General features: G+C 52.1%; 14 protein-coding genes. 6 read left to right on the top strand and 8 right to left on the bottom strand.

Annotation, left to right across the window (positions count from 1 at the left end; translation table 11 throughout):
- Positions 1-3 precede the first annotated feature (3 nt).
- From CFERDRAFT_RS07140 to CFERDRAFT_RS07130, 3 genes are all read right to left on the bottom strand, one after another.
- Positions 4-747 carry an amino acid ABC transporter ATP-binding protein gene (locus CFERDRAFT_RS07140; RefSeq protein WP_006366544.1) on the bottom strand — a complete coding sequence of 248 codons (744 nt, stop codon included), beginning with the start codon at positions 745-747 and terminating at the stop codon, positions 4-6.
- Positions 744-2,174, bottom strand: coding sequence for an ABC transporter substrate-binding protein/permease (locus CFERDRAFT_RS07135; protein ID WP_006366543.1), 1,431 nt, complete (start codon positions 2,172-2,174; stop codon positions 744-746). The genes CFERDRAFT_RS07140 and CFERDRAFT_RS07135 overlap by 4 nt, the downstream gene beginning before the upstream one ends.
- A 195-nt stretch (positions 2,175-2,369) precedes the next feature.
- Complete coding sequence (locus CFERDRAFT_RS07130; protein ID WP_040433422.1) at positions 2,370-3,062, bottom strand: class I SAM-dependent methyltransferase; 693 nt, start codon at positions 3,060-3,062, stop codon at positions 2,370-2,372.
- A gap of 399 nt (positions 3,063-3,461) precedes the next feature.
- On the opposite strand from CFERDRAFT_RS07130, the gene CFERDRAFT_RS07125 reads away from it, so the two are divergent.
- Entirely contained in the window at positions 3,462-3,878 is a 417-nt protein-coding gene (locus tag CFERDRAFT_RS07125; RefSeq protein ID WP_006366541.1) for a hypothetical protein, read from the top strand.
- A 79-nt stretch (positions 3,879-3,957) separates the two neighbouring features.
- Positions 3,958-4,752, top strand: a complete 795-nt coding sequence (locus tag CFERDRAFT_RS07120; protein WP_006366540.1) for an arylamine N-acetyltransferase family protein — start codon at positions 3,958-3,960, stop codon at positions 4,750-4,752.
- 59 nt (positions 4,753-4,811) lie between these two features.
- Here CFERDRAFT_RS07120 and CFERDRAFT_RS07115 read toward each other — a convergent pair whose 3' ends face one another.
- The 4 genes from CFERDRAFT_RS07115 to CFERDRAFT_RS11715 form a co-directional block, all read right to left on the bottom strand.
- Positions 4,812-5,174, bottom strand: a complete 363-nt coding sequence (locus CFERDRAFT_RS07115; RefSeq protein ID WP_006366539.1) for an SET domain-containing protein-lysine N-methyltransferase — start codon at positions 5,172-5,174, stop codon at positions 4,812-4,814.
- A gap of 22 nt (positions 5,175-5,196) precedes the next feature.
- Positions 5,197-6,954 (bottom strand): ABC transporter ATP-binding protein, encoded by a 1,758-nt coding sequence (locus tag CFERDRAFT_RS07110; protein ID WP_006366538.1) that lies wholly within the window; start codon positions 6,952-6,954, stop codon positions 5,197-5,199.
- 150 nt (positions 6,955-7,104) lie between these two features.
- On the bottom strand, positions 7,105-8,574 hold the full coding sequence (locus CFERDRAFT_RS12470) for an SET domain-containing protein-lysine N-methyltransferase (RefSeq protein WP_006366537.1): 1,470 nt from the start codon (positions 8,572-8,574) through the stop codon (positions 7,105-7,107).
- Between the two features lie 9 nt (positions 8,575-8,583).
- Positions 8,584-9,090, bottom strand: a complete 507-nt coding sequence (locus tag CFERDRAFT_RS11715) for an SET domain-containing protein-lysine N-methyltransferase (protein WP_006366536.1) — start codon at positions 9,088-9,090, stop codon at positions 8,584-8,586.
- A gap of 521 nt (positions 9,091-9,611) precedes the next feature.
- On the opposite strand from CFERDRAFT_RS11715, the gene CFERDRAFT_RS07095 reads away from it, so the two are divergent.
- Positions 9,612-10,496 carry an alpha/beta fold hydrolase gene (locus CFERDRAFT_RS07095; protein WP_006366535.1) on the top strand — a complete coding sequence of 295 codons (885 nt, stop codon included), beginning with the start codon at positions 9,612-9,614 and terminating at the stop codon, positions 10,494-10,496.
- 136 nt (positions 10,497-10,632) lie between these two features.
- Positions 10,633-11,712 carry an alkene reductase gene (locus CFERDRAFT_RS07090; RefSeq protein WP_006366534.1) on the top strand — a complete coding sequence of 360 codons (1,080 nt, stop codon included), beginning with the start codon at positions 10,633-10,635 and terminating at the stop codon, positions 11,710-11,712.
- A gap of 2 nt (positions 11,713-11,714) precedes the next feature.
- Here CFERDRAFT_RS07090 and CFERDRAFT_RS07085 read toward each other — a convergent pair whose 3' ends face one another.
- Entirely contained in the window at positions 11,715-12,719 is a 1,005-nt protein-coding gene (locus CFERDRAFT_RS07085; RefSeq protein WP_006366533.1) for a TolB family protein, read from the bottom strand.
- Positions 12,720-12,974: 255 nt separating this feature from the next.
- On the opposite strand from CFERDRAFT_RS07085, the gene CFERDRAFT_RS07080 reads away from it, so the two are divergent.
- On the top strand, positions 12,975-14,240 hold the full coding sequence (locus CFERDRAFT_RS07080; protein WP_006366532.1) for a mechanosensitive ion channel family protein: 1,266 nt from the start codon (positions 12,975-12,977) through the stop codon (positions 14,238-14,240).
- 80 nt (positions 14,241-14,320) lie between these two features.
- On the top strand, positions 14,321-14,797 hold the full coding sequence (locus CFERDRAFT_RS07075) for a methylated-DNA--[protein]-cysteine S-methyltransferase (protein ID WP_006366531.1): 477 nt from the start codon (positions 14,321-14,323) through the stop codon (positions 14,795-14,797).
- The last annotated feature ends 181 nt before the right edge of the window (positions 14,798-14,978 follow it).

Raw genomic sequence — 14,978 nt, 5'->3', positions numbered from 1 at the left:
CTTTCAGTTCAGTTCCGAGTGGTGCAGGAACTCTTTTGTCCGGTCATCCTGCGGATTGTTGAGCAGGTTTTCGGTTGTGTTCATCTCGATCAGTTCCGATTTTCCCATGAATGCCAGATAGTCGGCAATGCCGCGGAGAAAGCGGAGGGAGTGTGACACGATCACCACCGTATGGCCGGTGGCGGCGAATTCGCGCAGCAGGTTTCTGACGTCACCGCTTCGTATCGGGTCGAGGGCGCTTGTCGGTTCATCGAGCAGGAGCACTTCGGGATTCATGGCAAGAGCTCTCAGGATGGCAAGCCGCTGCTGTTCGCCGCCGGAGAGCTCTTCGGGATATTTGTTCATGTGCTGCGTGATCCCGAGTTTTTCCAGAAGCACTTTTGCCTCATCCTCCGCTTCCGTCCGGTTTATTTTGTTTACCTGTACAGGAGCTTCAGTAATATTGCCGAGGACGGTGAGATGGGGAAAGAGGTGGAGATGCTGAAAGACGATTCCCGATTTCTTCCTGAACGCCCAGAGCTTTTCGGAATTTACGGAGCTTTCCGCTGCCCTGATGCATGTATCTCCCACGGTGATTTCCCCTTTGTCAAAAGGAAGCAGTCCGCAGAGGGAGAGGAGCAGCGTAGTTTTGCCATTGCCCGATGGCCCGATGATGCCGAGTATTTTGCCGGACTCCAGTTTGAGGTTGACGTCGCAAAGGAGCGCGGTGTTTTGAACTGTTTTGGTTAATCCTTTGATCGATATCATTTGTCTGCTCCCGAGGATAGAATGCCGGTTGATTTCCGTTGCAGTTTCTGCTCCAGTTTATGCGCATAGTGTGCAAGCGGCAGGCTCATGGCAAGATAGTAGCAGCAGACAACAAGGCCGATGCCGAGATAACTCTGGGTTGCATTGGCCAGCTCGCGGTAGGCGGTGGCAAGTTCCCAGACGGCAATGGCGAAGGCCGTGGAGGTATCTTTAAAAAGCGCCACAAAATCATTGGTCATTGGCGGCAGGGCAATACGGAAGGCCTGGGGGAAAATGATGCGCCGGAAGGCGAGAAGCGGGTGCATCCCGAGAGAGTAGGCGACCTGCCACTGCCGTTCCGGTATGGCCTGGAATGCGGTGCGGTACACCTGCGACTCATAGGCGGCATAGTTCAAACCGAGCCCGACAATGGCCGTCAGCCATCCGGGCAGGGTGATGCCGATGACCGGCAGGCCGAAATAGAGAAAGAGCAGCTGGACAAGAACGGGGGTGCCTCTGAAAAACTCGATGTAGACGGTACACAGCGCTCTTGTAAGCGGACCTCCGTTTGACTGGCCGACCGCAAGGGGAATGCCGAGAATGACGGCAATGATCATGGCGCCGAAGGCGAGAAGCACCGTAACGGATGCAGCTTTGAGGAGTTTGATCAGCCCTTCGCTCCAGTTGAGTTTTGTATTGGTCATCTCAAAAACAGGCTCTTTTGTGGTGCGCAGCTTGATCTGCTCTTCGTCCCACAACTGCCACTTCCTGAAAATCCTTTCGACAGTGCCGTTGTTGACCAGCGTATCTATTGCTGCGTTGACCCTGCCGAGCAGCAGGGTATCTGCTTTCCGGATGCCGACGATATAGGCGCCGGTCTGGAAGGGTTTGCCGACCGCCTTCAGTTTCGGGTTCTGCCGGGCGTAGAACATCTCTCCGGCAACATCCATCAGCACGGCATCGACCCGTCCGAGTTCAAGATCCTGATAGGCGCCGACGGGATCCTGATAGGCTTTTGACTTGTAACCGCCCTGGTCAAGCAGGCGGGAGGCTGCGCAGTTGACCAGCGTGCCAACCGTTTTCTGATGTTTTCTGCAATCCTCAAGCGAGGTGATGAGGTTGTCTGTCCGTTTGACGGTTAACTGCAATCTGAAGAGATAGTAGGGCTTGCTGAAGAGCACCTCCCGTGCGCGATCTTCAGTCGGTTCGAAGCCGTCAATGATGACATCGAACTCCTTGCGCTGAAGTGAGGCAACAATGCTTTCCCAGTCAGTGGGGACAAACTCTGCTTTCAAGTGCATCTCCCGGGCGAGTGCCTCGGCAAACTCATAATCAAATCCGGTATAGGTCTGGGGGTTGGCAGGATCGGCATAGACATAGGGGGCTCCGCCGCTTGGGTCGCCTCCCCAGCGAAGGACGGGCTCTGAAAATGCTGTCAGCGAGTGCATCACGAACAGAAGGGAGAGGAGTATCAGCTTTTTCGTGGCGGGAAGAGTTTGTTGGTTTCAGGAGGCCTTACATAAATTTTTGTAGCCGGAAATTAAAAATTTGTAAAACGTTATCAATGAAATAGTTGTTTCGGAGGAGACATTTGCCTTGGTTGGTGAAAAAGGGTCAGATCTTCAATTGACCAACAGTTACTCTTATGCCGAATAGCACCAGGCTTCATGCCAGGTCTGTTTTTCGAGCCTCCGGCAGATTGTCAGTCCGGCTTTACCGGCAAGCATCCGCAAATCGGTCGGGGTTTCGGGGAAATCGCAGTTCCTGATGTGTTCCTGTACCTGATCCCGTTCGTGAGTGGTCAGGGCCTCCCAGCGTGCTGCCACGGCTCCGTTGTAGCTGTCGAGATATGCCGGCCGCGGCTGTTCCTCTTCGCGCATGACATCAACCAGTATTACCTGACCATTTTGGCGAAGGGTGCGTCGGCTCTCGGTGAAAAAGGTCTGTTTTTCCTCAAGGGAGAGGTGGTGCAGGGCATAGCCGGAGTACACCACGTCGAAATGGTTTGCGGGAGCCTCCCTCAGCACGGCGACCATGTCCCTGCAAAGCAGATTTACACGGGCTCCGAACGGCTCAAGGTTTTTTCGGGCAACATCGAGCGCATACGGGGAGAGATCGCATCCGCAGTACTCCGCAACCTGACCGGGGTTAAGCATTTTGCCGATATGGGTGGCATCTCCGCATCCCAGGTCGAGCACATTGAGCGGACCCGGATGGCTCTCAAGCAGCTTTTTGACAGCAGTCAGCATCTCGCGGTGAAACATGAGGTTGTGGCTGATGACCTTCTGGTAGGTGGCCCAGGTTTTGCGGAAGATGTAGATGGGGTCGATTTTCATACTGATGTTTGATGTTGGGGCACCTCTATGTATTTGTTCCGAAATCCTTTCCCAGCCCCGACTTCGTCGGGACTGCGCTACCAATATTTCGCCCCTCAGGGGCTTGAACGGATAACCGCTCACGACAATTATTAGAGGTGCCCTTAAATAACGGCAATTGCCGGTAAATGGCATGAGCAATTTTTAATATATCTGATAGTTGCATTCCGGGAGGTTCTCGTTGAAGAGATTATGAATGCTGAATTTTGAATTAAAAGAGAGTAACTTTCGGAGCGTTCATAACAGCGTGAACCAAACCTCGCGTTTAAAAAGCATTAAATTCAATAATATCAATCAGATAATGATCAGGGGATGTACTTCCGCAAGTGAAATAATCAGCCAAACAAACAGTCAGTGGTTATGCATAACGATCATGAGGAGCGGGTTGAGGGCGTAAGGAAAATGGCGCTGCAGTTTCTCGCTGAAGCGATCGGGCAGTGCCCGGCAAGGCTGGAAAGCAGCACCAACAGGGATATTGTTTTTGCTGTTCTGGGGTTCCAGTACGGCGCAGTGCAGAGTGCCGCCTATGTTGCCGGGTTGGGGGAGGAGGCCGCTTCCGGGATAGTGGAAGCGGTGGTGAGCAGGATTAACGGGATGGAGAAGGAGAGCGCGTTGAAGTTTCTTGAGTTGATGCCGATGCTTGCCGGGAAGGAGTATCCTCCGATCGGTATAGGCGGCAGGGCGATTATCAGTTTTTATAACGCGACCAGTGAGGGGGAGAAGATGAGTGCGGCAGTTTCGCTGCAGGAAATCCTTCGTCAGATCGAGGAATCGTAATACCCTCAGGAATGGGGCTATCGTTCAGATATTCAATACCGGTATGGGCTTGTGTAACAGGATATGGAAGAGGTAATATATGAAAGCAGAGAACTTCAATTTCCACTCATACCTGGCCAGAATCGGCTTTGAGGGTGCTGCTTCAGCAGATTTAGCGACATTGAAACGCTTGATGCTTCGCCAGCTCTTTTCGGTGCCGTTTGAAAATCTGGATGTTCAGGCGGGCAAGGTCGTCTCGCTTGTACCGGAAGAGATTTACACGAAAATCGTGGAGAGAGGGCGGGGAGGATACTGCTACGAGGTGAACGGCCTCTTTGCCATGGCTCTCGCTTCGCTCGGAGTTGCCTATCAGTTTGTGGCTGCGCGTCCTATGACCTATCCCGTGCGTCGTCCGAAGACTCATATGGCGATTGTTGCCACCATAGAGGGGGAGCAGTGGCTCTTTGATCTCGGCTTCGGCAGTTTCGGCATACGCGAACCGATCAACCTCGGCTGGATCGACCGGGAGATCCGGCAGGGTTTTGATACATTCGGGCTCTTCCTGAATCCGGACGGGAACTATCTCTTGCAGTCCATTACCGATGATTCATGGAAGAATCTCTATGAGTTCAATCTCTCCCCGCAGGAGTGGGTTGATTTTGAACCGGCCAACTATCTGAATTCAACGCATCCGGATTCGATTTTCGTCCGCTCGCTGATGGTTGTTCTGCAGACCCCCTCCGGCAAGGAGCTCCTCAACGGCAACAGCTTCAAATCGGTTTCCGAAGGTAGGTCGCTGGAAAGGGAGGTCACTCAGGAGGAGATTCCACGGCTCCTGAAGGAGAAGTTTTCTCTCAACGTATCAGAGTGGGGGGAAGATCCGCTTGCCAAATGATCGGACGCTGACAACAACGTGATCGATTGAAGCCTTTGTCCGGCTCATGATAACCGGCATCAATGCCGAATTGATCCCTTGCAGTTCTGAGCGCCGCAACTGCATTCAAATGGCGCTGCAATGGCAGTTTCATTCTGCGAGTAGTCGAAGGTGATTTCGTCGCCGATGTTGATGTCCCTGAGCGCTATCATCAGCTCCCGCTTTTTGTCGATGTAGCAGTTCGGATCACAGTGATGGTTGACATACCGGCCGAACGGGTGATCAATGTGACGGGTAGCCAGCTCAATTGTCCTGAGATCCCGGCCCGGACTTTCGTCTCCGATGCTGAGATCCATCACGATTTCACCCTCCTTGTAAAAATTGACCGCATAGACTCCGAGGAACCCCTTGCCCTTGCCCACACCAATACCAAAAACTTTCATTATTGTCCGGTTAGATTGATTATCAGATTGTGTTTGTCACCACAGTTTCTTCGAGCTCTTCAGTGTGATTCCAGAAGCGCACATACAAGCCGTTATTGTTCAACAGTTCGTTATGGGTGCCCTGTTCAACGATCGAGCCTTTGTCCATCACAAAGGTCATATCCGCCTCAACCGCCAGATTGAGTTTATGGGTAATGGCTACTATGGTGCACTGACTCCGCAGTTTCAGGATGGTTTTCAGAATATCCTGCTCGGTCAGGGGGTCGAGCGCCGAGGTGGCTTCATCAAGCAGCAGCATAAGAGGTTCACGCACCAGAGCACGTGCCAGTGCGATACGCTGGCGCTGCCCGCCCGAGAGCAGCCCGCCTGACTCTCCGCAGAGTGTTTCGTATTGCTCGGGCAGTGAGATGATAAATTCATGTATCTCAGCCTGCTTTGCCGCCTTTTCGATGGCTTCCTGATCGGCATCCAGGTTACCCATGCGGATGTTTTCAGCAATGGAGAGGTTAAAGAGATTGACCTCCTGGGCAACAACGCCAATGAAACTGCGCAGCAGGCGGGGATTGATCCTGCTGCTCTCCATTTCATTTATCAGGATAAGCCCGGTCGTGGGTTCATAAAAACGGAGCAGCAGATTGATGAGTGTGGTTTTGCCTGATCCGCTGGGCCCGACAAAAACGGTGAAGCTTTTCGGCTCGATCCTGAAGCTGAGGTCATTGAGCACCGACTGGCCGTTGTTGTAGGAAAAACCGACATGGCGATATTCAATGTCTCCCGTAAAGTGAACCGATTCATTGTCGTAGTGCTGCTCTTCCGGGGGCAGAGGCACCTCCAGCACCTCCTGCAACCGCTGCATGGAGGCTTTGGCCGACAAGAGGTTCGGGATTATCCAGGTCATGTGGTTAATTGCGGCGCTCATGCTGACAAAGATGATCTGATAGGAGACCAGCGATCCGACCGACATCCGTCCCTGCATCACAAGCAGTCCGGCAGCAAAGAGTACAACGATATTCAGGAGCAGAAAGGCCAGATTGGGCATCCGCTGCGAGATGTAGGAGAAAAAGTTGGCCCGGCTTGCGACGGTAACGAACTGCTTCAGCTTTTGACGGTATTGGCCGGTGACGTGGTTTTCAAGTCCGTAGGCATGGATCATCTTGAAGGCACTCAGATGTTCCTGCAGAAACATCCCCAACTGCCCGTTATAGCGGCTCAGTTCATAATTACTGCTGTTGGTTTTTTTCGCAAAGAGACGGGGTGACGTGAGGCAGACAACCATGCCGGCCAGTACGCCGGAAAAGAGGAGCGGACTGAGCTGCAGGAGCATTGCCGAGGAGAGCAGCAACTCCCCTATGCTGAGAAACGCAGCAGGCAAAACAATAACCAGGGCGTTATCAATCGTCGCAGCATCCAAAGAGAATCTTGACATCAAATCCCCGGTGCTTTGGCGTTCGTTGTATTCCATCGGCAGCAGCTGCAGATGGCGGAAGAGATCATGGCAAAGGTCGCTGAAAATTCGGGAACCGTATTTTGCCCAGAAGTAGTCACAAATGACCGCAAAAAGGGTGTAGACCAGGCCACCCACGGCAAAGAGAGCGAAGAGCAGGAGAAAAATATCAAGCCTGTTTTTCAGGATGACATCATCCACCAGAAACTTGAGGCTGTAGCGTAATCCCGCTTCGTAGGAGAACTCGACCGTCAATCCCAGCAGGATGAAGAGTACGCGCCAGCGATAGGGCCGAATGTATTGCCAGAGGGCAGCTGCAAACGTAATGTTACTCATGGGCACCTCTATTCATTTATTCCGCGATTCGATTGCTTCGTTGGGCGGTGCTCGAAATCCCATCCCGGTCCCGACTTCATCGGGACTGCGCTACCAATATTTCGCCCCTCCGGGGCTTGAACATCAAACCGCTCACCATGACTATACCGTTTACAGGGAGCGTGCGGCAATCCTTGTTTTGACATAATCTGAAACATGCCCTGTATACCGCTGCATAAAAGGCTGCGTGACATCATTGCCGGTAATGAGGTGACGGCACTCAGCCTCACCGCATTCGCAGGAAAACTCCTCCATTGTAGAGTGGCAGAAGGTTGCATAGTCCATCGTGATCTCTTCACCTGCACCGATAGAACGACGGGCGACCAGATTCATGTTTTCAAGCCAGGCATTGGGATTGCAGGAGTGGTTGACGGGCTTCCAGTCACGGGGGTTTTTGCTCCACATCACCCAGATCTCATCGGTGATAGGGTAGGCATACTGCCGGAGCCAGCGCAGATTCCGGCTGTCCCAGTGTTTTTCGGCATAGCTCAATGATACCAGCACATGCTCTTTTTCTTCAAAGGCTTCGATAAGCTCACCCGGCTCAATATCCCGCGATGCATACATGCCGTAAGCCGCTTTCGGGTCAAATTTTATCTTCCAGTTTTTCAGGCTGTTCCGGCAGCGTTTTGTTGCAGCCTCCCGCAGCAGCCGGAGAAATTCCTGATGCCCGTCCGGATAGTTGAGCAGAATAAAATCGGCACTTCCAGCATCATCGGGGCTGTAGAAAACCCCGCAGTTGGGATTGATTTCGAGCATGAAGAGCCGTCCCTCGCCGTCCATGCGAATATCGCAGCGGCCATAGCCGGAACCATTCAAACCGGTGAAGAGCTGAGCCGATATGGTTCTGAGACGACGGTCAAGATCGGGGTCCTCTACCGGAATGCAGTTCATATCCTCATAGTCGGACCATTTCAGATCGAAGTGTTTGAACGATTCACCTTCCGGAAAAACAAACTCTACGGCCGGGAAGGCGACCGGGTTTGCAGCATCTTCGGCATTCTCTGCCACCAGTACCGTAAACTCCCGGCCTTCAACAAACTCCTCAACGAGCGCCTCACCAAACTCCCTTACGATTCGCTCGGCTTCCACCTTGAACGCCTCCGGCGTTTCTGTGCGGGAAGTTTTTGTCATGCCGATACTTGCATAGCTGTTCGGGTGTTTGACAATGAGCGGGAATCGCAGGTTTTCAGCAGCTTCCTTAATATCCGCCTCCGTTACAACAAAGCGATGAAGCGGTGTGTCGATGCCGAAAGAGCGGGCTACACGCTTCATATCTTCACGGGTCGGGTCGTAAAAATCAGAGGAGGCACCGGTGAAGGGAGCATTGAAATATTCAAGTGTCTGCACCACCTCTATACCGGCACAGTCGGAATCAAAAGAGCCGTCGCACAGATTGATAAAGAGATCGAAATCCTGCTGGATGAGTGACCGTACCTGTTGAACGGCTGTGGCTTTATGAATGTCGGCCATTTCAACGTCATGACCTTCCAGCCAGAATTTTATGCCACGCATCGGGTCATAATCCTTGGTCGGCGAATCGGATTGCTCGTAGGAGGAGTAGAGTACACAGAGTTTCATGGCAGGATCTTAATGTGTGTCAGGTTCGTTAACCGGCAGTTGTTCCTCTGCTTGACCGTGAAGTTTTTCAAGAATATGGGGCGTACATTTGTAGCGGGCCAAGAGCTCCCTGTCCAGATGCATCGCCCCTTTAATTTCGCCCAGGCAGTTTGCACTCCGGCACTTGCAGTCAAACACCTGCTCCATAGCCCATTCAGTCGAAGGGTAAAAGAAGGTGATCTCTTCGTTCACTTCGATATCGCGAAGGCAGATGAATTCATGGCGCTTCACATCCACATAGACATTAGGGTCGCAACTGTGATTGAGATACTGAAGGAAGTCCGGTTTGAGGTGAATATGGCGATTGTGGTCTATCTGCAGGGAGAGATAGGTAGGCTCCTCTACATCCTCGCTGGAAGAAAACTCATGGAACAATGATCCTGATGTATGCCTGCAGGTTGCGCGCAGATGTTTTTGACCGGTGTTCGGGTCAATATAGAGTGCAATTTTCCCGGTAACATCAGAGAGTTTTATCATGGTTACTGCCAATTTGTGTTTCTATCGTCATGAAAAGGCTCAACATATAAAAAAATAATACTTTTTATGTTTCTGACTCGCGAAATCAGCCAAAAATAGCTATAAAGTATATAAATAGCTTTTGTTAATTCATTTGATGCAGGTTCTGCACAAGAGTTACGGCGGGTAGCGTGATCATTCGGGCACGATAAAAAAAAGTGGTTTCAGGCAGGAGTTGGAGATGATTGTTTTTGCATCTGATTTTTCGAAAATGACAGAGTTGACGATGAGAACAAGTCAACATCAATACTGATACGCCGGGATATGCCGTTTTCTTTCAGTTTATTTTACCACCCTCCGACGCTTCGTGCTGCCGGGCGCTCTGACCGTTAACGTGGAGTGAAGAGTAAAATAATTCAATCTTTCTGTGCGGTATTTCTTGCGGTCGAGAGTAATAACTTTTAGCTTCAACATGTTTGATTGCAAGCCGCTCTGCGTGAGTATCAAACAGAGCAAGGAGAGAGAACACTACCCTTTACGCTATGACCCTCCCCGTGTCCAAACCCTCTCCGGAATTTTCCGGGAATCATTCTGTTACCGTGAACGGGTTTGCTGTTCATTACCGTCTCGCCGGAAGGGGAGAGCCGCTTCTGGTGCTTCTGCACGGCAGCTTTTTAAGCATGCGTTCGTGGCGGCTTGTTTTTGATGAGCTGGCGAAAACCTCTTCGGTCATCGCCTTTGACAGGCCCGCTTTCGGTCACACCTCACGTCCGTTCTCATCAAAAGCAACGGGGGTCAGTTACACTCCCGAGGCGCAGAGTGATCTTGTGATAACGATGATCCGGCAGCTTGGTTTCAGCAGAGCGGTGCTGGTCGGGAACTCGACTGGCGGCACACTTGCGCTGCTCACGGCGCTTCGCTACCCGGAGCAGGTTGCGGGAGTGGTCCTTGTGGATGCCATGATCTACAGCGGTTATGCGACGAGCGAGGTGCCCTCGTTCATGAAACCGGCAATGAAAGCCATGACTCCGCTCTTTTCCGGCTTGATGAAGTTTCTGATTGCCCGCCTCTACAATAAGGTGATTCGCGCCATGTGGTACAACAAGGAGCGCCTTGCAGAGGAGGTTCTCAATGCTTTTCGCCGGGACCAGATGCAGGGAGATTGGGCGAGAGCATTCTGGGAGGTGTTTCTGGAGACGCACCATCTCAAACTTGATGAACAACTTTTCACCATGAGGAAACCCGCCCTTGTGATTACAGGGGAGCACGATGTTATGGTAAAAAAAGAGGAGAGCATCCGGCTTGCCGGTGAACTTCCGCAGGCTCAACTGGTGGTTGTTCCTGATTGCGGCCATCTTCCCCACGAAGAACAGCCGGAAGCCTTTCTCATCGCGCTGAAAGATTTTCTGAAGCGAGTTCCCTCGTGAGGAAGCTGCAAGAGCAGGAAAGCAGGGACGGTGATGAACCATAAAGTTGATACCGGTGTTAATGGGTAGATCCACAGCCTGCAAGCGCTGTTTGTTGTTACTTGCCAGTTGAAACCATTCCATCAGGGAGCTTACCATGTCTCTACTTTTTTCACCGGCCACACTCGGGCCGATTACCCTTCAGAACCGCATGGTCATGGCGCCGATGACCCGCAGCCGTGCAACCGGAAATATTCCCAACGCGCTCATGGCGGCGTACTACGCTCAACGCAATTCGGCGGGGCTGATCATCACCGAAGGAACATCCTCATCACCGAATGGTCTGGGCTATCCCCGCATACCCGGAGTCTTTTCCCCTGCCCAGGTCGAAGGGTGGAAAGCCATTACCGAAGGAGTCCACAAGGGCAGTGGAAAGATATTTCTCCAGCTTATGCACTGCGGGCGGATTGCTCATCCGCTTAACCTGCCTGCGGGAGCCCGCGTTATTGCTCCTTCTGCAATTGCTGCCTCCGGTGAGATGTATACAGATGCGGATGGCCTAAAGCCTTTCCCCCTGCCGGAAGCGATGAGCGGGAAGGATATCACCGATGCGATTGCAGAGTATGCCCGTGGAGCTGAACATGCCGTTTCGGCAGGATTTGACGGTGTTGAGCTGCATGCAGCCAACGGTTATCTGCTCGAACAGTTCATCCGTCCGGGTTCAAACCTTCGCACCGACCGGTATGGCGGTTCGCTTGAAAACCGTGCCCGTTTTCTCTTTGAGGTCACTGCTGCGGTGAGTGACGCTATCGGCAGGGCGCGTGTCGGTATACGGCTCTCGCCGTTCGGCGTCTTCAATGATATGCCGCTCTACGACAACATGGAGGAGGAGTATGCATGGCTTGCCACAGAGCTCAACCGGTCAGCTCCGGCCTACCTGCATATTGTTGATCACTCCTCCATGGGTGCGCCTGTGGTGCCGGAGAGCATCAAGGCGACATTCCGCAGGGAGTTCAAGGGTGCATTGATTCTCTCCGGCGGGTACGATGCGGCCCTGGCGGAAAGCGATCTGGAGGGTGGAAAATGTGATCTTGTTGCCTTCGGGAGGGCGTTTATTGCCAATCCCGATCTGGTCAAACGATGGAAAACCGGAGCACCCCTCAACACACCCGACATGGATACCTTCTATTCTCCGGGGGAGAAGGGGTATACGGATTATCCGGCGGCACCTCTATAAATCTATTCCGCGATTCGATTTACATGCTCATTGCCCGGCAGCGCGGCTGCCGGTTCGGATGCATCGGTGATGATCTGTTTTGCAACGGCTCCCGGTTGTAATGCAAGGAGCCAGAGATTTGAAGAGGCGTTGCTGCTCCACCGGTTTTCCCCCCGTTCAAAGAGAATCGCGCTGCCGTTGCGGATGAAAACCGGATTGGTGCCGCTGGTCACCAGAATCTTTCGCTGCGTTCTCCGGTTGATCAGATGGATCGTGTCTACAGCCGCTTCTGTCGTTGCAGGCGAGTAGCAGAGTATTCTGTGGCCGTCAGAGGAGAGAGCCGGACGCCAGTATGGCGTAAAATCCGACCCCTTCAGGGGATAGCGGAAGAGCCTTTTTCCGTTCAGATCAATGATTGCAAAACCGCCCGAAACATCACTGCCGCTCTCCTGCCAGAGTATCGACTTTCCGTCGGGCGAAAAGGCCGGGTTTGAGTAGATATAGCCCGCATCGAGCATGCTGTTTTTTCTCTGCACTACCGGCCTGCATTTGCCAGTCCGGCTCTCTCCAATGGTGATCGACATGGTGGCGAATGCCTGAAGCTCACCCTTTTTGCCTGCTCTGCGAAGTTCGGAGAGTCCGACGAAGAGGAGGCTCTTTCCGTCCGGCGAGAAGGCGGGATCTTCGGCGGCAAGAACTCCTTCAAAGCGCACTTTTCGGGGTGTTCCTCCTTTCGTTTCAACCATGAAGAGCTGTCCGAACCCGGTATCCGGGTAGATCTCCGTTTCGGTTCGACGGCAAAAGGCAACCTCTTTTCCATCCGGGGAGAGTGCAGGATGCGTGTCTCTGCCGGAACCTGTCAGCTGGCGCTGACCGGATCCGTCGAGGCGTGCGATCCAGATGTTTCCCTTTCGCACAAAAGCGACTATTTCGCCTGCATTGCTTCCTGATGGTGCAGCGGCGGGCTCTGTGCTGAATACAAGCTGAAGAGCCAGTATGACAATTGCAATCAACGGGTTACTCTTCATCAGCGTTTCTGTTTTCCTGGTGGTATGAGCTGCATGCAGCGAGGGTAACCTTCACTGTTCAGATATCGCCATACAGCACTCTGAAATATACGAGATGATCCCGGTTTTATCTTCGCCCGGTGTGCTGATCCTGTAGGGGTTGATCTCCGGGTGTAGCGCAGAATCGGTCCATGCAATTATGCAGATGCTTTTGCTGTTGTATAAAGGTGTTGATTTTTTCCAATCTTGCTTTTGCTGCACTGATCCGTTCTTTTTATGACCTCATTGATCCGATTGTTACTTAAGTATGGTATAGCTTCCGATTTCTCTGTTCTGGCAGCAACCATCATTGCCGGGGTTCTGGCGCTACTTGTTATCACTCTTGTTTTTGTTTTGACAGACCGGATTATTTCGCGCCTGATCAATCACCTTGCTTCGAGAACCAGCACAAGGCTTGATGACCTGCTGGTCAAGCACAACGTCTTTACCGGTCTCTTCCGTCTGATTCCTCCCGTTCTCATTCATCTCTTTTCCGAACCGGTTCTTGTCTATTATCCGGCAACGGTTCTTCTGGTCAAGGATTTTGCAGTGCTCTCCATGATTGTGGTTGTGGTTGTGGTGATTTTTTCGCTGCTTGATGCCTTGCTGGAATTTTTTTCCGAGTTCTCTACGGAGTCAAGAGTGCCGGTTAAAAGTTTTGTCCAGGTTACCAAGTCGCTTGCGGTTTCAATCGCCCTGGTTGTTGTGGTGTCCAAACTTATGGGCAAATCGCCGCTTGTTTTTCTCGGTGGTCTTGGTGCGTTTACAGCCGTACTGCTCCTGATTTTTAAAAACTCGATTCTCGGCTTTGTTGCCGGTATTCAGCTTTCAAGCAACAATCTGGTTCGCGTCGGTGACTGGATCGATATGCCGAAATACGAGGCCGATGGTGAAGTAACCGATATCTCGCTGGTGACGGTCTCTGTTCAGAACTGGGATAAAACCATCAGCACCATTCCTGCCTATGCCCTGATTTCGGAGGGTTTCAGAAACTGGAGGGGGATGAATGAGTCGGGAGGAAGGCGTATCAAACGATCGCTCAATATCGATATGACCAGTATCCGGTTCTGTGATGATGCCATGCTTGTCCGGCTGGAGCATATTCAGCTGCTCAGGGAGTATCTCGATAAAAAAACAGCGGAAATCGACACATATAACCGCCGTGATGAGATAGATGACCGTTTCGAGGTCAATGAACGGCGACTGACCAATATCGGCATCTTCCGGGCCTATCTGTCGGCCTATCTGCACCATCATCCGAAGGTCAATGCGTCGATGAGCCTGATTATCCGTTATCTGGAACCGACCTCGAATGGATTGCCGATCGAGATCCTTGTTTTCAGCTGTGAAAAAGAGTGGGCGGCATTTGAACAGGTGCAGGCGGATATCCTTGATCATATCATTGCCGTTCTCTCCTACTTTGACTTGCGGATTTTCCAGTATCCCGGAAGTTATGCTGTCGGAAAATCTGCAAGGAATCCCGTTCAGCCGGTTCAGGAGTAATAGAGCGGTTCATCCGGAGTTTTTTTGCACTCTGCTGTTGTTGGTATTCTTTATAACTTGCAGAAAAAGGTGTTGGCAACATGATCCTCTCTTTTCAGAATACCACGATCGGTCGTATCGGTGTTGCGGAGTGTGAAGGTGCTATCACCAACCTTTTTTTTCCTGCGGACACTCTTCCCGAAGATGCTGAAATCGGTGAAACGGAGCTGACCGGGGAGGCGTTCCGGCAGCTGAACGCCTACCTTCAGGGCTCTCTCTGCCATTTTTCACTTCCCCTTGCCCCGTCGGGCACGCCATTCATGGAGCGTGTCTGGCGGGAGCTCAGTGCTCTTGCGTACGGCACGACCTCCACCTACAGAGCGGTCGCCATTGCCGCAGGAAATGCGCGTGCTGTCCGCGCAGTCGGGATGGCCAATCATCGCAATCCTCTGCCGGTTTTTATCCCTTGTCACCGGGTCATCGGCAGTAACGGCTCTCTCAGCGGATATCGTGGAGGGGTGGCGCTTAAAAAGCTTCTGATTGAACTTGAACGCGAGACAAAAAGGCTGAAGCTCTGAATATATCTGTTTGAGCGTGCAGAGAGAGAAATAGTGAAAAATATCGTCTGTAGGTACTGAGGAGAGAGAAACCGATGCTGAATTTTTGTGTGTAAGTGGTATCCTTGTAAATTGTTGCATGTATTTCCGGCAGGCCGGGAGTGGCGGCGCATACAAGAGGATTTTTTAACGTTTCAGTGGA

The sequence above is a fragment of the Chlorobium ferrooxidans DSM 13031 genome, from assembly GCF_000168715.1.
GTDB classification, from domain to species: domain Bacteria; phylum Bacteroidota; class Chlorobiia; order Chlorobiales; family Chlorobiaceae; genus Chlorobium; species Chlorobium ferrooxidans.
This window is presented reverse-complemented; position numbering and strand designations above follow the sequence as displayed.